The 18645-nt window shown below is 71.4% G+C and carries 8 protein-coding genes; 3 read left to right on the top strand and 5 right to left on the bottom strand.

Features of this window, described 5'->3' with window-relative positions; translation table 11 throughout:
* Positions 1-24: 24 nt before the first annotated feature.
* The 5 genes from ACWDUZ_RS33160 to ACWDUZ_RS33140 all read right to left on the bottom strand — a co-directional run bounded on the left by ACWDUZ_RS33160 (position 25) and on the right by ACWDUZ_RS33140 (position 7457).
* Positions 25-2124 (bottom strand): alpha-galactosidase, encoded by a 2100-nt coding sequence (locus ACWDUZ_RS33160; protein WP_451635513.1) that lies wholly within the window; start codon positions 2122-2124, stop codon positions 25-27.
* A complete protein-coding gene (locus tag ACWDUZ_RS33155) occupies positions 2121-2969 on the bottom strand; it encodes a carbohydrate ABC transporter permease (RefSeq protein ID WP_451635512.1) in 849 nt (282 codons plus the stop codon). The genes ACWDUZ_RS33160 and ACWDUZ_RS33155 overlap by 4 nt, the downstream gene beginning before the upstream one ends.
* Entirely contained in the window at positions 2969-3907 is a 939-nt protein-coding gene (locus ACWDUZ_RS33150) for a carbohydrate ABC transporter permease (RefSeq protein WP_451635552.1), read from the bottom strand. Before ACWDUZ_RS33150 ends, ACWDUZ_RS33155 begins: the two co-directional genes overlap by 1 nt.
* A 1-nt stretch (position 3908) precedes the next feature.
* A complete protein-coding gene (locus ACWDUZ_RS33145) occupies positions 3909-5198 on the bottom strand; it encodes an ABC transporter substrate-binding protein (protein ID WP_451635511.1) in 1290 nt (429 codons plus the stop codon).
* Between the two features lie 117 nt (positions 5199-5315).
* Positions 5316-7457 carry a glycoside hydrolase family 27 protein gene (locus ACWDUZ_RS33140; RefSeq protein ID WP_451635510.1) on the bottom strand — a complete coding sequence of 714 codons (2142 nt, stop codon included), beginning with the start codon at positions 7455-7457 and terminating at the stop codon, positions 5316-5318.
* Positions 7458-7733: 276 nt separating this feature from the next.
* Between ACWDUZ_RS33140 and ACWDUZ_RS33135 the strand changes: the two genes are divergently transcribed.
* The 3 genes from ACWDUZ_RS33135 to ACWDUZ_RS33125 all read left to right on the top strand — a co-directional run bounded on the left by ACWDUZ_RS33135 (position 7734) and on the right by ACWDUZ_RS33125 (position 17816).
* A complete protein-coding gene (locus tag ACWDUZ_RS33135; protein ID WP_451635509.1) occupies positions 7734-11807 on the top strand; it encodes a discoidin domain-containing protein in 4074 nt (1357 codons plus the stop codon).
* Between the two features lie 972 nt (positions 11808-12779).
* The gene (locus ACWDUZ_RS33130) at positions 12780-16637 is read left to right on the top strand and encodes a S8 family peptidase (RefSeq protein ID WP_451635508.1); all 3858 of its coding nucleotides are present in this window, start codon (positions 12780-12782) and stop codon (positions 16635-16637) included.
* Between the two features lie 177 nt (positions 16638-16814).
* A complete protein-coding gene (locus ACWDUZ_RS33125; RefSeq protein WP_451635507.1) occupies positions 16815-17816 on the top strand; it encodes a helix-turn-helix domain-containing protein in 1002 nt (333 codons plus the stop codon).
* Positions 17817-18645 lie beyond the last annotated feature (829 nt).

Raw genomic sequence — 18645 nt, 5'->3', positions numbered from 1 at the left:
CCTTGCGGGCGGGCACGGGCGGGGTCAATCGCGGGTCAGTACGACGAGCCGGGCGTCGTGGTCGGCGGTCCAGGCGAACGGCAGACCGTAGTGCAGCAGGTGAGCGCCGCTGTAGTGGGTGCCGGTGTCCTCGTCCCGGTAGGCGGCGGCCGGGTCGAGTCCGCGCAGCCGGAGCCGGGCGGGGCGGCCGGGCACGAGCGGGGCGCCGTCGAGGACGCCGGTGCTGAAGGCGGCGACGACGGTGCGCGAGCCGTGGCTCTCGGTGTACTGGACGCCGCAGACCGGGTCCTCGGGGGTGCCGAGCAGGCGGACCTCACCGTGGTGGACGACGTCCCTGATCTCCTTGTAGCGGGCGATCCAGCGGGCGGCCTCGGCGCGCTGGGCCGGGTTCCAGGACCGCAGGTCGGCGCCGATGCCGAGGACGCCGCACATCGCGAGCACGAACCGGAAGGCGAGGGAGCGGGGCCGGGGGTCGAACACGCCGGGCGAGTCGGTGACCCAGGAGCTCATCACGTGCGGGGCGTGCGCGTGCAGGAAGCCGTACTGGATGGCGAGCCGGTCCAGGGGCGCGGTGTTGTCGCTGGGCCAGACCACGTCGGTGCGGGCCAGGGTGGCGTGGTCCACACGTCCTCCGCCCCCGGCGCAGCCCTCGACGGTGACGTGCGGGTGGGCGGTGCGCAGGTGGTCCAGGACGCGGAGGTATCCGGCCACGTGTCCGGCGTCCAGGTCGAGCCGGTCGGCGGGTCCGGCGCCGGGCCGGCCGCGCTCGGTGGGCGGCCGGTTCATGTCCCACTTGAGGTACTCGATCGGGTACTCGGTCAGCAGCCGGTCGAAGGTGGCGATCACGAAGTCCTGTACATCGGTGCGGCCGAGGTCGAGCAGGAGCTGGTTGCGGACCAGGCGGCCGGGGCGGCCCTCGACGCGGTAGACCCAGTCGGGGTGTTCGGCGTGCAGGCGGCTGTTCGGGCTGACGGCCTCCGGTTCGACCCACAGTCCGAAGCCGAGGCCGAGGGCGCGGACGTCGTGCACGAACCGGTCGAAGCCGTGCGGGAACTCGGCCGGGTCGGGGTACCAGTCGCCCAGGCCGCCGGTGTCGTCGTCGCGCCCGGTGAACCAGCCGTCGTCCACGACGAACAGCTCGGCCCCGATCTCGGCGGCTGTCTTGGCCAGTTCCAGCTGGCCGGCCGCGTCGACGCCGAAGCCGGTGGCTTCCCAGGAGTTGTAGAGGACCTTGCGGGTGCGGTGCAGGCGGTCGCCGCCGAGGTGCCGTTCGTAGCGGTGCCAGACGCGGGCGAGGCCGTCGCGTCCTTCGGGGCTGAACGCGCAGGCCATGCGGGGCGTGGCGAGGGTCTGGCCGGGCTGGAGAACGACGGCCCCCTCGTGCGGGACGCGGCCGGCGCGGACACGGACGGCGCCGCCGGGTTCGGCCTCGGCGGTGATGTGCCAGTTGCCGGGCCACTCCAGGGCGATGCCGTAGGCGGGGGCGGTGCCGTCGTCGGGCAGGGACGCGTCCTGGACGGCGAGCCATGGGGCGTAGGCGTGGCCGGGGACTCCCTGGGTGCTGCCCATGGCGAACGTGCCGCGCCGGAGGTGGAGTTGGGTGTGCGTGAACTCCTGCGACCACTGGCCGGTGAGGTAGGTGAGCCGGGCGCCGTCGGCGACGGGGACGGTGATCGCGCCCGAGTCGAGGCGCTCCATGCGGAGTTCGCCGTCGCCGGTGCAGGTCAGCTCGGTCCAGCGCAGGACGACGTCGGTGCCGGGGACGGTGGCGTAGCACAGCACGGTGCGCAGTCCGGCGACGTCGTCGGTGAACGTCAGGCGCAGGCCGTCCTCGTCCTGTCGGGCCCCGGTGAACTCCCACCACACGCCGCGCTGGTCCCCGGAGTGTCCCACGACGAGGTCGGCGCCGGTGAAGGGGCGCAGGCCCTGCGGCAGGTACTCGGCGGGGGCGGCGTCGGCCGGAGTGATGAAGTGGGTGCGCCGGGACCAGTCCAGGGCGGACGGGCCGTCCTCCGCGCCCAGGGGTCCCCAGGCGTCGAGTTCCGCCCAGGGGCCGTCCGGGGAGAGCCGCACCGTGTAGCTGGTGTGCTCCGTGCGGAGGGTCCAGCGTTCGTAGGGAGTCACTTCACTGCTCCGAGGTTGAGGCCGGCCACGAAGTGGCGCTGGAACCGCAGGAACACGGCCACCGTGGGGGCGGCGGCGATGACGGAGCCGGCCGCGATCACGTTCCACATGGAGACGTACTGTCCCTGCAGGCCGATCAGGGCGGCCGTGATGGGCATCTTCGTGTCGCTGCGCAGGACGGTGATGGCCCAGAGCAGGTCGTTGAAGATCCAGGTGAAGGCGAGCGCGCCCAGGGCGGCGAGCGCGGGACGGGTGAGCGGGAGGATGATCCGCCAGAAGATCTGCCAGGGGCCGGCGCCGTCGACGACGGCGGCCTGCTGGATCTCGTTGGGGATGGCCCGCATGAAGCCGTGCAGGACGAAGACGTAGAAGCCGACGCCGAAGCCGATCTGTACGCCGACGAGGGCCGGCAGGGTGTCGTAGATGCCCATGATCTCGCTGAGCTTGGACACCGGGATCAGCAGGATCTGCGGCGGCAGCAGGTTGCCGCCGAGCATGAGCAGCAGCAGGCTGCGGCGCAGCGGCAGTTCGTAGCGGCTGAGGGCGAACGCGGCCATGGCGGCGAGCGCGAGAGTGATCAGCACGCAGGGGACGGTCACGACGAGGCTGTTGATCAGGGCGCGCTGCTGGCCGCCGTCGACCCAGGCCTGACGGAAGTTGCCGAGGGTGAAGGAGTGCGGGAGGCTGCCGAGCCCGTTGGCGGCGATGTCGTCGAACGAGCGGAGGCTGGTGACGAGGACCAGGGCGATGGGCAGCAGCCAGAGCGCGGCCAGCAGTCCGGCGCCGAGGTGGAAACCGGCGGTCGCGGCCCGCCTGCGCCTCAGGGCGGTCGAGCCGTCGGACATCAGTCGGCCTCCCGGAACGCGCGGACGAGGTAGGAGCAGATGACGCCGAAGGCCAGCACGAAGATGACGACGGCGAGTGCGGAGCCGTAGCCGAGCCGCAGGGACTGGAAGGCGGTGGAGTACATGTAGGTGCTCAGCAGTTCGGACGAGTGGTAGGGGCCGCCCCGGGTGAGCGACCACACGACGTCGAAGGAGCGCAGCGAGTCGATGACGATGACGGACAGCACGACGGCGTTGACGCTGCGGAGCTGCGGAAGCGTCACGTGCCGGAAGCGCTGCCAGCGCCCGGCGCCGTCCATCTTGGCGGCCTCGTACAGCGAGGGGTCGATGCCCTTGAGGCCGGCCAGGTAGAGCACCATGACGTAGCCGATCTGACGCCACAGGGCGGGCACGATCACCGCGTACAGGGCGGTGTCCTGGTCGGCGAGCCAGGCGTGGCGGAGACTGCCGAGGCCGACCCCCTGGAGGATCCGGTTGAGCACGCCGTCGGGCTGGTATATCGCCTGCCAGACGAGGGCGGTCGCCACCAGGGAGAAGACGACGGGCAGGAAGAGGGCGGCGCGGTAGACGCCGACGCCTCGGCGCTCCTGCTGGAGCAGCAGGGCGGCGGCCAGGCCGAGGACCGCCGACAGGCCGCCGAACAGCACCAGCCACAGCACGGTGTCGATCGTGGCGGTCCGGAAGATCTCGTCGTGCACCATCTCCTGGAAGTTGCCGAGGCCGACGAACCGGGGCGGGGAGACGCCGTCCCAGGAGGTGAGGGCGAGGTAGAAGCCCTGGAGGGCCGGCCAGAAGACCCACAGTGCCTCGGCGAGCAGGGGTATGAGGACGAACGCCAGGACGAGCGGCGGGGTGCGGCGGACGGGTCTCGGGCCGCGCCCGCCGCCGGGCGCGGGGGCGGCCGGAGTCCTGCGGGCGGTGGTGGTGAGCACTGCCACCTCAGGCACTCCAGATCTTCTGGGCGTCGCGCTGCCACGTGGTGAGGATGGAACCGATCTCCTTGGGCTTGGCGATGAACTTGGTCAGCGCGGTGTCGGCCGTGGGCTGGAGGGCGTCGCTGGAGTCGCGGTTGAAGAACTGCGTGATCTCGGCGGCGGACTCGATGTGCGCGCGGCCCTTCTTCACCAGGGCCGTGCCGGCGTCCTTGGCGTCGGGGTGGCAGGGCAGGACGGTGCCGGAGGAGCCCTTGATGTAGATCTCCTGGGCCTCGGCGGTGGCGAGGTACTTCATCAGGTCGCCGACCTGCTCGGCACGTCCGGTGCGGGCGCTGGCGAAGTAGCCGTCGGTGGGGGCCTCTTCGACGAGCGGCACCTTGGGGTCGATGACCGGGAAGCGGAAGAAGTCGATGTCGTCCAGGGCGTCCTTGGGCGCGGCGTCGGCGAAGAAGGTGCCGATGAGCATCATGCCGGTGCGACCGTTGAGCAGAGCGGTGGTGGCGTCCTGGAAGGCGACGGCGGTGCCGTTGGGGTCGAAGTAGGGCAGGGCCTCGGCCCAGCGGTCGAAGACCTTGTGCACCTCGGGGTCGTCGAAGCGGTGCTCCCCGGCCAGCAGCCGGCGGTGGTAGTCGGCGCCGTTGATGCGGACGTTGAGGTAGTCGAACCAGGCGGAGGCGACCCAGGGGGTGTTGCCGCCGGCGCCCAAACCGATGGGGGCGACGCCCTTCGACTTGAGCTTGTCGCACAGGTCGAGGAACTCGTCCCAGGTCTTGGGCTCCTTGACTCCCCACTTGGCGAAGTGGGACTTCCGGTAGAACATGCCCCACCAGTAGTAGGTCGAGGGCACGAACACCTTCTTGCCGGAGCTGGAGGTGCACAGCGAGTTCAGCGCCTTGGAGTAGCGCTTGAGGTCCGGCGAGGACGCCCAGACGTCGTCGAGGTCGAGCAGCAGGTTCTTCTTCGCGTAGGCGTCGGCGACCGAGCCGGGGTACCACGTGTAGACGTCCGGCGGGTTGGCGGACGTGAGGTACGTCGGAAGCTGGGTGCGGAAGGTCTCGGCGGCGACGGTGTTGAGGCTGACGCGCTCGGACCCCTTCTTGGCGTAGGCGGCGGCCAGATCCTCCATCGCGGCCTTGGCCTGCGGCGCCGAGAGGTTCGACTGAAGGGTCACCGGGCCCTTGGCGGGGGACTTGGCATCGGAGGAGGAGGTGACACAGCCGCTGAGCAGAGCCGCCGTCCCGGTGGCACCGAGTCCGGCGAGGAAACGCCGACGGCTCGTCTGAAGGTTCGTCATGAAGGGCTCCCTGTGGATTCACGCGGCGGGGCCGTGCGGCCGGGGGCCGGGCACGGCCCCGTCGCGGCGGATCAAGGTTCGCGTGGCACTCGCGCCACGTCAAGATTAATTACTAATTTATTTGAACTGGGTGCGGTGGACCGTGCCGTCGACCCCGCGGTAGACCGCGTCGACGGTGCCGTCCGGGCCCGCGACGGCACCGAGGGAGCCGTCGAACGCGGCGCTGGGGAACTCCTGGCGCTTGCTCCAGCCCTGCCAGGCGCCGGCGTCGTACCGCTGCTGCCAGAGGGTGTAGTCGGCGGCGCGGGCGTAGAGCAGGACGCTGCCGCCGGAGGCGACGAGGGTCGGGCTGCCGCTGACCGTACCGCCGACCGACGTCCAGTCGGACCAGGCGCCGTCCGCCGAGCGGGTCCGGGTCCAGATGTCGTCGGCGGCGGAGCGTACGGCGACGTGGACGCGGCCCTCGGAGTCGACGGCCGCCGACGGCCTGCCGTACGCCGGCCGGCTGCCGGGCGTGCCGAGCGAGGTCCAGCCGGTGTTCGCGCCGCGCCGGACGATCTGTCCGTCCGCTCCGGTGGCGAACAACGTCCAGTGCGCGGGGTCCGTGAAGGCGACGCCCGGGGCGTCGGCCACCGTGCCGCCCAGCTTCTGCCAGCCGCTCCACCGGCCGCCGGTGTAGGCACGCCGGTAGACCCGGGAGTCGGCGCCGCGCACGAAGACGTCGATCCGGTCGTCGGCCGAGGCGTAGGCGGCGGGCTGGCCGAGGATGCCGCCGCGGACCGGGCCGCCGAGGTCGTGGACGCGGTTGCCCTTGCCCTCGGAGGTCTGCTGGAGCAGGGTCCCGCGCGGGCCGCGCACGAAGGTGCTCAGCCCCGAGCCGGTACGGACGGCGGCCGGGCTCGCGGTGGCGGGCAGGCCGAGCTTCTCGCCCGGCAGCGCGTCCTCGCCGGTGAGCCGGAGGAAGGCGGTGCCGTGCGCGGGCACGGTGACGGTGTACGACCCGGTGTGCGTGCCCCGGTCGGCGCGGGCCCGCAGGTCGCGGACCTTCACCCGGCCGCCGAGGGCGGCGTCGGAGAACTTCACGGTGCGCTCGGCCGCCTGGTCGGAGCGGTTGAGCAGGACGACCGCACGACGGCCGTGCCCGGACAGCACCTTGCTGTAGACGTCACCGGTCGCGTCGGTGGCCACGCGGACGCCCTGGATGCCGAGGGGGTCCTGGTCGACGCCGATGATCTCCGGGTTGCGCAGGGTGGCGAGCATCGACGGCGACAGCGTGCGCGGGTCGGAGCCCAGGACCAGCGGGGAGCCCATCTCCGCCCACATGACGAACTGGGTGGTCGACTCCTCCTCGGTCAGCTCCAGGGTCCCGTCCGGCATGCGGCGCGTCGGGATCAGGTAGTCGGGGTCGTTGTAGTGGCCGGGCCCCTGTGCCTCGGGGTGCCAGGCGTTGGCGTCCATGTTGCGCAGGACGTTGGGCCACTGGCCGGGGCTCGGGGTGCCCCAGGCGATGTCGGTGCCGGTGCGCCAGGAGTCCGCGATCGTCGGCGCGTAGGCGTAGGTGTTGTGCGCGTCCTGCTCCGGGGTGTGGGGCAGGCCCCAGTCGTCGGTGAGGGGGTTGCACAGGTTCAGCAGCATCTTGCGGCCCGACTTGGCGACCGCGTCGCTGAACTCCTTGAAGGCCGTGCCCGGGTCGAGCTTCTCGGAGATGCCGCACAGGAAGTCGACCTTGACGGCGTCGATCTTCCACCCGGCGAACTGCCGGGCGTCCTGCTCGTAGTGGCCCCGGCTGCCCAGACCGCAGCTCTTGCCGCCGTCGTAGGTGCCGGCGTCGGTGTAGATACCGGCCCTCAGGCCGCGCTCGTGCAGGTAGTCGACGAGTGCCGGGATGCCGGACGGGAAGCGCTCGGGGTTCGCCACCAGCCGCCCCTGCGCGTCGCGGGGGTCGTCGGCCTGCCAGCCGCCGTCCAGCCACACGATGTCGTAGCCGCTGTCCCGCAGACCGCTGCCGACCAGTGCGTCCGCGACCGAGCGCACCTCCTTCTCGGTGGGCGCGCCGAGGCCGTAGTAGGTGTTCCAGCCCATGTAGGGCGTGGGCGCGAGACCGCTGTCGTAGTAGTCGGGCGCGCCCTGGTCCACCGCCGGGGCCGCATGGGCGGAAGGCGTCACGGTGGCGGTCAGGGCCACCGCGGTGGCCGCGGCGAGCGTGGTCCGGGCGAACCGGACGCGTCTGTGATCGTGTGCGGGCGGGCGTGAAGTCACGTGCCTCTCCGAGGGATTGGGATGTGGGATGCGTGACGCGGGCCGCACCGGAGCAGGGGCCTGCGGCGCCACGGCGAAGACTGTGACGCTCGACCGAAATCCTGTCAATATTTATTACTAATTTACGAGAAACAAACGTGGAGCCGCCCGGGCACCTTGACACTCCGAAGTCGCGGCGGCAGTGTTTGGCAACGTTGTCAACGCTGTTGGCAACGTTGTCATCCCCTGGTCCACGGGTCCCTCGTTCCCTGGTCTTGTCTGATCGGAGCCTTGTTCATGTCGGATCAGCTCTCCCCACCCTCGCGTCGTACCGTACTGGCGGCCGGGTCCACGCTGCTGGCCGGGTTCGGTCTCGGCATGGGCCCGCTCGCCTCCGCCGCCGCGGCCGGAACCGCACGCCCGGACACCAGTCCCCCGGCCGAACTCGCCGCGTACCGGCCGGTCTTCGTGTCCTCGACCGACTACGCCCCGACGGCCGCCGAGTTCGCCGTGGACCGTCTCGCGGTGCGCGGAGTGAGGGGCAGCGGCTGGCGCGCCGCGGCGGGCGATCCGCAGTGGATCAAGGTCGACCTCCAGGCACTGTGCGACGTCACCTCGCTGCGGCTGGTGTTCGAGGCCACGTCCGACGACCCGCCCTTCCAGGACTCCCCGGCCGGCAGCCCGCGCGACAACACCACCGGGCAGGAGATCCTGTCCAGTTGCGCGGTGGCCTTCGTCATCGAGACCTCGCGCGACGGCAGTTCGTGGACGGCCGTGTACCGCACGACCTCCGGCAAGGGCGGCGAGATGGACATCGCGCTGCCGAAGGCGGTCACCGCGCGCTGGGTGCGGATGACCGTCACCGAACGTTCCAACTCCAACCCGCTCGGCCTCAACGGCCTCCAGGTGTACGGCACCTGCCGCGCCCGCCGTCCCGAGGTCACCGGCTGGACCGACTGGGGCGTGCACGAGCGGCGTCCCCAGCCGCTGAAGCAGGCCGCCGACGGCACCGTCCCGCTGGAGTCCGGCTGGCACCTGACGATGGACGACCGGGCCGGCGCCGACGGTGCCGTGCTGTCCCGCCCCGGGCACGACACGAGCCGCTGGCTCCCGGCGACCGTCCCCGGCACCGTGCTGACCTCGCTGGTGGACCAGGGCCGTCTGCCCGACCCGGTGGCCGGGTTCGGCAACCTGCACATACCCGAGGCGCTGTCCCGGCACTCCTGGTGGTACCGGCGCGAGTTCACCCCGCCCCGTGGTCTGCGGACCGGCGCGGGACGCCACGTCTGGCTGGAGTTCGACGGCATCAACCACCAGGCCGAGGTCTGGTTCAACGGCACCAGGGCCGGCGCCTTCAGCAACCCGTTCTCGCGCGCCTCCTTCGACGTCACCGAGCTGCTGGCGCCCGGCGACCAGGCGGTCGCGGTGAACATCACCCCGATGCCGTTCCCCGGCAGCCCCGCCGACAAGGGCCCGGCCGGCCTGGCGTTCGTGGACGCCGGCGCCAACATGATGAACCGCAACTCCCCCACGTACCTGGCCTCCTCCGGCTGGGACTGGATGCCCGCGGTGCGCGACCGCGGGGCCGGCCTCTGGAACCACGTGCGGCTGCGCTCCACCGGTCACGCCGTCATCGGCGACCCGCGCGTGGACACGCTGCTGCCGAACCTGCCCGACACCCGCACCGCCGAGTTGACCGTCGTGGTCCCGATCCGCAACGCCGACTCCGCCGACCGGCGGGTCACCGTCACCGCGGCGTTCGACACCGTGAAGGTCACCAGGACCGTGACGGTGTCCGGCGGCGGAAGCACCGACGTCGTCTTCGCCCCCGCCGACTTCCCGCAGCTGCGCCTGCGCGACCCGAAGCTGTGGTGGCCCAACGGCTACGGCGAGCCGAACCTGCACGACCTCACCCTGACCGCCTCCGTGGACGGCCGGGAGAGCGACCGCCGCACCACCCGCTTCGGCATACGTCAGTTCGGCTACGAGTACGGCGCCGTCCCGATGACCTTCCGGTGGGGCAGCGACGTCTTCACCCAGACCGTGGACTTCGCCCGGCAGAAGGCGCGCTACGTCCGCATCCTGTGCCACACCCGCGCCACCGACTGGGGCTGCTCCATCTGGAACCTGGCGGTTCTGAACAGCTCCGATCCCGGCGACGACCTGGCGCTCGGCAGGAAGGCGACCGCGTCCTCCTTCGACGATCCCTCGCGCCAAGCGGCCAACGTCACCGACGGCAACGGCGACACCCGCTGGTCGTCCTCGTACGACGACGACCAGTGGGTCCGGGTCGACCTCGGCTCCTCGGTCTCCTTCGACCGGATCGCGGTCGACTGGGAGCAGGCGTACGCGAAGACGTACACCATCCAGGTCTCCGAGGACGGCTCGGCCTGGACCGACGTGAAGGATGTGGACAACGCCGCCGCGCCGCTGCCGTTCCACACCTCCGGCGCGGCGAGCATGCAGAACGTCGGGTTCGACGCGGTCACCGCACGCTACGTCCGGGTGTTCTGCCGGACCCGGGCCACCGGCTGGGGCTTCTCCATGTGGAACCTGGCCGTCGTGGACAGCGCCAGACCGGGCATCGACCTGGCGTCGCGCAAACCCGCCACCGCCTCCTCCGAGGGCGAGGGCACGGTCGCCGGCAACGCCGTGGACGGCGACCTCGACACCCGCTGGACCTCGGTCTACGAGGACGACGGCTGGATCCGGTTCGACCTGGGCGCCCCCGAGCGGTTCGACCGGGTGGCGATCACCTGGGAGCAGGCGTACGCGAAGACGTACACCATCCAGGTCTCCGACAACGACTCCGACTGGAAGGACGTCGCGTCGGTCGACAACTCCATCGCGCCGCTGAAGATCAGCGTCAACGGGGTGCGGGTGTTCTGCCGGGGCGGCAACTGGGGCTGGGACGAACTGCTGCGCCGGATGCCGGCCGAGCGGATGGACACGGCGGTGCGGATGCACCGCGACATGAACTTCACGGTGATCCGCAACTGGGTCGGCAGCAGCAACCGCGAGGAGTTCTACGCCGGCTGCGACGAGCACGGCATCCTGGTGTGGAACGACTTCCCGAACGCGTGGGGCATGGACCCGCCGGACCACGACGCGTTCAACAGCACGGCGCGCGACGTCGTGCTCCGCTACCGCATCCACCCGAGCGTCGTGGTGTGGTGCGGGGCCAACGAGGGCAATCCGCCCGCCGCGATCGACGACGGCATGCGCGACGCGGTGCACTCCGGGGCGCCCGGAGTGCTCTACCAGAACAACTCGGCCGGTGGCATCGTCACCGGTGGCGGCCCCTACGGATGGGTGGAGCCGGAGAAGTACTCCTCCGCCTCGACGTACGGCAGCAACAACTTCGGCTTCCACACCGAGATCGGCATGCCCGTGGTCTCCACGGCGGCCACCATGCGCCGCCTGGTCGGCGACGAGGCCGAGTGGCCCATCGGCGGCGCCTGGTACTACCACGACTGGAGCACCAAGGGAAACCAGGCCCCGCAGAACTACCGCGCGGCCATCGAGTCCCGGCTGGGCACCGCCGAGGACCTGGACGACTTCTGCCGCAAGGCGCAGTTCCTCAACTACGAGAACCACCGCGCCATGTTCGAGGCGTGGAACGCCAGGCTCTGGGACGACGCGAGCGCCCTGCTGCTGTGGATGTCCCACCCGGCCTGGTACAGCACGGTCTGGCAGACGTACGACTACGACTTCGACGTCAACGGCGCCTACTACGGCTCCCGCAAGGCCTGCGAACCCCTGCACGTGCAGGCGAACCCGGTCGACGGGCAGGTCATCGCCGTCAACCACACCCCGCGCACCCTTCGCACAGCCACGGTGACCGCCCGCTGGTACGACCTGGACGGCCGCCAGGTGGCCGACGAGCAGAAGGCGACCGTGGACGTGCCCGCGTCGGCCACGGCGAAGGCGTTCACCGCCGACGCCCAGGGTTCCCTGCCCGACCTGTACCTGCTGCGCCTGCGGCTCACGGACGAGCACGGGCGGACACTGACCGAGAACACGTACTGGCGGTACAGGACGCCGGAGGCCATGCGGGCGCTGAACAAGACGCGGCGGACCAGGGTCTCGGTGGACGTCGGGGGCGCGCGACGCGGCCCCGACGACCGCCACGAGCTGACGGCTGAGGTGACCAACCGCGGTTCGTCGGTGGCGGCGATGGTGCGCCTGTCCCTGGTGGACTCGGGTTCCGGGCAGCGGATCCTGCCCGCCGAGTACGGCGACAACTACCTGTGGCTGCTGCCCGGTGAGTCCCGGACGGTCACCATGTCCTGGCCCCATCGCGTGCACACGGCACGGCCGGAGCTGAAGGCCGAGGGCTACAACGTCCCCGAGGTGGTCGGCCGGCCGTAGCCGGGTTCGCGGCAGCTGAATGACCGGATGAACAACCGCACTCGCTCCCGTGCCCGCTGTCGGCGTCAACCAGGCCGGTCCGCGGCCACGGGAGCAGCACCCTCAAGCGGATCGCGCTGCTACGGGCTGCCGCAGAATCGTCCTGAGCTTGGCGGGGTCGGTCCTGCGGGGGCCGCAGGTAGATCTGGTGGTGCAGCCCCGCCTCCCTCAATTCGTTGGGAGGTACTCGTGGTGGAGCCTGGTCAAGATCGGTGTCTCGTCGTCGGGGGGCTTGGGCGGACCGGATGAGCCCCGAACATCTGCAAACAGGTGACCGAACAGGTCGAACGCTGCCGCCTCGCGTCCGAAGGGACCGGCATGAACCGCCGCGTCACCAGGCCGAGAACGACGAGGATCTCGCCCGGGCGGGCGTGCAAGTACCACGCCTGAGCCGAAGAACCCGCGATCTACGGCTCGTCACCTGATCGTCCTATCTGTCCATCGGAGCGGACCCGGCCGGGGGGCGGCCGTGACGAGCCGTTACGTCGCCGGATCGCGGCCGGTGTCCGTCCTGCAGGCGCGGCAGGCGAAGCCGCGCACGTCCGGCCGCCGGTGACAGCTCTCTCCCGTTCCGTCCTTCGCCCCAGCCCGCAAACCCGCACAGGCGGCCGCATCGCGGTGCGCAACGCGGCCGCGGCGTCGCCCGGTTGGCGCGACGACCGCCGGGCCGCCGTCAGTTCCGGCGGCCCCCCGTGGGGCCCACGGCGGCGGCGCCGGCGCGGGCCGCTCTTCGGGCCCCTCGAGGGGGCTTTCGTACCGGCGGCAACGGTTTCGGCGTGGACTGGCAGGGATCGACACCGGTTGCCCGAAGTACCGTGTCGCCCTTGGGACATGTCACAGCTGTGACAGCCGGTACCCGGTGACACCTTCCCGGCATCAGCAGATTCTGTCGGACAGCGCGTAACCCGGAGCTGTACGAAAGGTGTTTGGCTGATGGCAAGGTTCCGCCTCGGGGCGGCGATATCGACAGTACTGGTGGTGACGCTCGGGGGCACGGCCACCGCCTCCGAGCCGACCGCCTCGGACGCACCGGCGCGATCCACCGACCGTGGCGAGGCGTCCTCCACCACCGTCCGGCTGGTCACCGGCGACCGGGTGACGGTGACGTCGCTGCCCGGCGGACGGCGCACCGCCTCGGTCCAGCCGGGACCCGGCCGCGACCGCATCCCCTTCCGCACGCTGGAAGCCGACGACAAGTCCCTGACCGTCCTGCCCTTCGACGCCGAGGCACTGGTGTCCGCGGGCACCCTGGACCGCAGGCTGTTCGACGTGACGGCGCTGATCGCCGCCGGCTACGACGAGGCGCACACCTCCGCGCTGCCGTTGATCGTCTCCTCGCGGCCCGAGCCGGCACGGGACGGGGCCCGCGTCGCGTCCCAGGCCGCGAAGGCCGCCGAGGCGACCGCGGACCGGCTGGTGGCGCTGCGCGCGGACAAGACGCCCGCGCGCACCCTGGAGAGCATCGACGCCCGCTCCTTCCGCGTCGACGGCGACGAACTCGGCGCCTTCTGGAAGACGCTGAACCCCGGCGGGGCCGCGGACGCCGCCCGCGCCGCGGTGACCCCTCGGGTCTCGCTGGACGGCCGGGTCAAGGCCGTCCTGGACCGCAGCACGGGCCAGATCAACGCGCCCACCGCCTGGAAGGCCGGCTACGAGGGCCAGGGCGTGAAGGTGGCCGTGCTGGACACCGGTGTGGACGCGTCCCATCCCGACCTGGCCGGACGCATCGCCGAGGCCGAGGACTTCTCCGGCAGCGGCAACACCGTCGACCACTTCGGCCACGGCACGCATGTCGCCTCGACCGTCGGCGGCACCGGCGCGGCGTCGTCGGGCACCCGGCGGGGCGTGGCGCCCAAGGCGGACCTGCTGATCGGCAAGGTGCTCGGTGACGACGGCTCCGGGTCGGAGTCGCAGGTCATCGACGGTATGGAGTGGGCGGCGGGCAAGCACGCCAAGGTCGTCAACATGAGCCTCGGCGCGGACATCCAGACCGACGGCACCGACCCGATGAGTCAGGCCGTCAACACCCTGACCGCGTCGACGGACACGCTGTTCGTCATCGCCGCGGGCAACGCGGGCCCGGGTCCGTCCACCGTGGGCTCGCCGGGCGCCGCCGACGCCGCGCTGACGGTGGGCGCCGTGGACCGGGACGACTCCCTCGCCTCCTTCTCCAGCCGCGGCCCACGTTTCGGCGACGGCGCCGTCAAGCCCGACGTGACCGCCCCGGGCGTGGGCATCGTGGCCGCCCGTGCCGCGGGCACCACCATGGGCGACCCGGTCGACGCGAACTACGTCGCCGCCTCGGGCACGTCGATGGCGACTCCACATGTCGCGGGCGCCGCGGCGCTGCTGGCGCAGCAGCACCCGGACTGGGGCCCGCAGCAGATCAAGGACGCGCTGATCAGCACCTCACGCACGGTGCCCGGCACCAAGGTGACCGAGCAGGGCGGCGGCCGGATCGACCTGGCCACCGCCACCGGCCCGATCACGGCGACCGGCACGATCGCGCTGCCCTCGGTCCAGAACGGCGGAACGGCGGGACGGCAGCAGGCGGCCACCGTGCGCTACACCAACACCGGTGACAAGCAGGTCGATCTGAAGCTGGCCGTCAAGCTGTCCACCGGAACCGGGCGTGCGCTGCCCGACGGGGTCGTCACCCTCGGCTCCGGCACCGTGAGCGTCGCGCCCGGTGCCACCACCGAGGTCCCCGTGAGCACCGACCCGGCCCACGCCGCGCGCGGCAAGTACTACGGCTACGTCACCGCCACGGCAGCCGACGGCACCGTTGTCGCCCACACCACCGTCAGCCTCAACGTGCACGCTCCCAAGCACAAGCTGACCGTGATCGCCCGCGACCGCGACGGCAAGGTCATCGAGGGCGCGGCGCCGACGATCTGGGGCGCCGACGGGTTCGTGGAGTACAGCAGCGTCGAGCCCGCCGTCGCCGAGGTCGAGGAGGGCACGTACCAGCTCAGCTTCGGCACGCTGGAAAACGCCGCCGACGGCCAGGAGCTGCGCGAGGTGGTCAACCCGGAGGTGAAGGTCACCAAGGACACCACGGTGACGCTCGACGCCTCCAAGGTCACCGAGGTGAAGATCCGCACCCCCCGACCCGCCGAGCAGCGCGGCATCCTCAGCTACCAGACGTACCGGAAGATCGACGGCAACGGTTTGATCCAGGGCGTGATGTTCTTCGACATCGCCAAGCGGATCTACGTCAGCCCCACCGCGCGCGTCACCGACGGCGACTTCGAGTTCGCCTCGCGCTGGCAGCTGGTCGCCCCGCAGCTGAGGGCGAAGGTCTCCGGCACGTCGTCGGCCTTCACCCCGTACTACGTGCCCGCGTCCCCGGCCTTCGACGACAAGGGCGCCGAGCTGACCGCCGTCGACGCCGGTACCGGCACCGCGGCCGAGCTGAAGAAGGCCGGCGTCCGCGGCAAACTGGCCGTCGTCCGCTGGCACTTCACCGATGAACGGGAGCTCGCCGAGGCGGCGAAGGCGGCCGGGGCCAAGGCGCTGATGCTGGTCGTGGAGGACGGCTTCTACCCCTGGACGCGGTGGAGCCCGACCGGTGACCGGATGGCCGTGCCCACCATGCGCGCCGGCGCGGCGGAGGGCACCGCGCTCCTCAAGAGCATCAGCAAGCGCACCACCACGGTGGAGTTCTCCGGCACGGTGCGCAGCCCGTACTTGTACGACGTGATGCAGGTGTCCAAGGGCTTCGTTCCGAAGAACCTGGTGCACACCGTCTCCGAGCGCGAGAGCGCCGTGGTCCGCAGCACCTACACCCGTACCGGCGCCTCGCAGTGGGCGAGTGAGCAGCGCTTCGGGTGGCGTCCGTACCAGGACACCGCCTGGAACCAGTACAGCCGTGAGGTGCCGACGGGCCAGGAGCGCGTGGAGTACGTGACCGGCGGGGACACCCTGTGGCGCCACACCGTGCACCACAACGTCGTCTTCGGCGTGGACACCCCGCTCGGGGCAGGCATGCAGAACCTGCCGCGCACCTACCGGCCCGGTCAGAAGGCCACGGAGCGCTGGTTCGGGGCCGTGGTCCGTCCGTCGATTCCGCGCGGTGCGGCCTGGCCGTCGGTGCGCAACGGCAACACCCTGTCCGTCTACGTTCCGGAGTTCAACGACTCCGGCACCGGTCACTACTCGTTCTACGAGCTCAACGACATGGGTGGCGGGATCGGAACCGGCGTTGCCCGCGCCGGAGCCCCGGTGGACGACACCGCCACCGCGGTGCTCTACCGCGACGGGAAGCGGATCGCCGAGTCCGACCAGGGCGCGTGGGGCGACATCGAGGTGCCGGCGGGCGACGCCGAGTACCGGCTGGACCTGACCACCGCCCGTACCTCGGACGACTGGCGCTTCGGCACCGGCACCCGCACCTCGTGGACGTTCCGCTCGGGCACCGAGGCGCAGCCGACGACACTGCCCCTGCTGCAGGTCGACTACTCCGTGCCGGTCGACGCCCGCAACGCGGTGGGCCACGCCCGCCGGTACGAACTGGGCCTGAACGTGCGGATGCAGGACGGCATGGCCGCGCCGCGCGGGGTGACCCTGCGGGTCGAGACCTCCTACGACGACGGGCGGACCTGGACCCGGGCCACCACGGCCCGCAAGGGTGGCGGTTTCACCGCCACCGTGGAGCGTCCGTCGCGGGTGCGCGACGACGCCTATGTGACGCTGCGTGTGACCGCGACCGACGCGGCGGGCAACAGCGTCCGGCAGACGGTGGACCGCGCGTATCTGCACAGCGGCGCACGGGCCTCCGGAGGACGGTGACGGTGGGACGTCACCGTTGACACTGCGGCGGGTGCAGGGGAGTGTGGGCCCCGGCACCCGCCGTGCCATTGGCACGAAACATTTCCCGGGTATAGTCCAGCCTTTAACGATGTGTACGGCTTGTGCCCATGCGGTGCCCCTGCCGTGCGGACCGTCCTGTACCCGGAGGAACGCGGCATGCTCGAGGCGGCTGGTCTCACCGCGGTCGAGGAGACCGTCTACCGGCTTCTGGTCACCACCGTGACGGCCTCGGCGGACGAGGTCGCCGAGCAGACGGGTCTGCCACCCGGTCAGACGGAGGGCGTCCTCGCCGCCCTCGCCACCAAGGGGCTGGCCAGCCCGACCGACAGCCTCCCGCGGCACTACACCGCCACCCCGCCCGACGTGGCCCTGCTGCCGCGGCTGCAACGTCAGGCCGACGCCCTCGACAAGGCCCGCACCGCGGTCACCGACCTGCTGGAGAGCTACCGCAGCACCGCGCGCCGCCAGGACGCCGGCCAGCTCATCGAGGTGATCACCGGCAGTGAGGCGCTGCGCCAGCATCTGCGGCAGATGCAGGAGAACGCACGCCACGAGATGCTCTGGTTCTGCAAGGCGCAGTACGTCGCCATGCCCTCGGGGAGCAACCGCGCCGAATACGACGCCCTGGCCCGCGGTGTGCGCTATCGCGTCCTGTACGAGCGGGCGTTCTTCGACGACGACGGGGCCATCGCCAACGTTGTCGAGGGCGTCCAGGCCGGGGAGATGGCCCGCTCCGTGCCCCACCTGCCGCTGCGGCTGGCGGTCGCCGACCGCACCATAGCCATCTGTCCCCTGGTCCCCGGCGGCCCGCACGGCAGTCCCAGCGAACCTACCGCGGCGCTGCTGCGCGACAGCAGCCTGCTGGAGGCGCTGACCGCGCTGTTCGAACGCTACTGGGAGGACGCGGTACCGCTGCACGTCAGTGCGTCCGGAGCGATGAGCGGTGCCGACGGCGCCGGGGAAGCGGACCCGCTGAGCGATACCCACCGCCGGCTGCTGTCGCTGCTCGTGGCGGGCGTCGCCGACAAGGCCATCGCCAGCCAGATGAACCTGAGCCGGCGCACCGTCCAGCGCCACATCCAGCAGATGATGACGCTCGCCGGCGCCGCCACCCGCATGCAGCTCGCCTGGCAGGCGGCCCGCCGCGGCTGGCTGTGAAGGGGGCTGGACGGCGACCTGAGATTCGAGGAAGCCCCCTCAGGAGCACCCCGGCCGGCGGCGTTCGTCAATCGTCAGGCTGCCTGAGCCACCGACGCAGCCGCTGGTCGGAGTGCGCGACTCGACTCGCTGCCCGCAGGCCACCCACCATCCCGGTCACCGTGCCGTCCGGGCCGAACCGGCCACCGCCCTCGAGGTTCTCAGACCGAGGTGGGTTAGGGGCGGGGCGGTCGGTTTCAACCGACGTCCTCCGGGATGTCGTCGCGGCACGCTACCTCTGTGCCACGGCCCCGCCTTGCCGGTGATCATGGCCCGGTCCACGACTCTGTATGAGACCCGTGGGGCGGCCTTCGGGGGCCTGTGAGTGTGAGGCTGTCCATAGGAGCCAGATCACATGCTAAGAACGGTCGTAGCAGACAGACCACATCCGGCGTGCTCATAGATACCAATATCGGCACAATCCGGACATCGCTCCGATGCAGGGTAGTACGTCACATTCTTGCAACCCGTCGCGGGCCTGCCCAAACATGGCTGTCGTTGCACGGCGACCGGACAGGACGCAAACCCAGCACACCGCCCGGACCGCAACGACACGAGGACCCCGCCCTCATGCCACACCGCCACCGCCACCCGCAGCGGACGGCACCCCCCGACGACGCCCCTGGAGACTTCCTTGCGCACGACGATCACCCGCACCAACCGCTTCGCCCGCCTGCGCACCCTCGCCCTCACCGGCATCGCCACCACCGGCGCCGCAACCGCCGCCCTCACCCTGATGCCCACCACCGCACAGGCCGCCGAAAACACGCAGGTGACCGCCACCACCACC

It is taken from the genome of Streptomyces sp. NPDC003393 (assembly GCF_053589015.1).
The sequence above is the reverse complement of the archived record's forward strand: the minus strand, read 5'-3'. Positions and strand labels throughout refer to the sequence as shown.

What these genes read in the sequence shown, in the direction of transcription:
- ACWDUZ_RS33155 (WP_451635512.1), bottom strand. Translation starts at nt 2,969, where the DNA reads ATGTCCGACGGCTCGACCGCCCTGAGGCGCAGGCGGGCCGCGACCGCC.
- ACWDUZ_RS33130 (WP_451635508.1), top strand. Translation starts at nt 12,780, where the DNA reads ATGGCAAGGTTCCGCCTCGGGGCGGCGATATCGACAGTACTGGTGGTG.
- ACWDUZ_RS33145 (WP_451635511.1), bottom strand. Translation starts at nt 5,198, where the DNA reads ATGACGAACCTTCAGACGAGCCGTCGGCGTTTCCTCGCCGGACTCGGT.
- ACWDUZ_RS33125 (WP_451635507.1), top strand. Translation starts at nt 16,815, where the DNA reads ATGCTCGAGGCGGCTGGTCTCACCGCGGTCGAGGAGACCGTCTACCGG.
- ACWDUZ_RS33135 (WP_451635509.1), top strand. Translation starts at nt 7,734, where the DNA reads ATGTCGGATCAGCTCTCCCCACCCTCGCGTCGTACCGTACTGGCGGCC.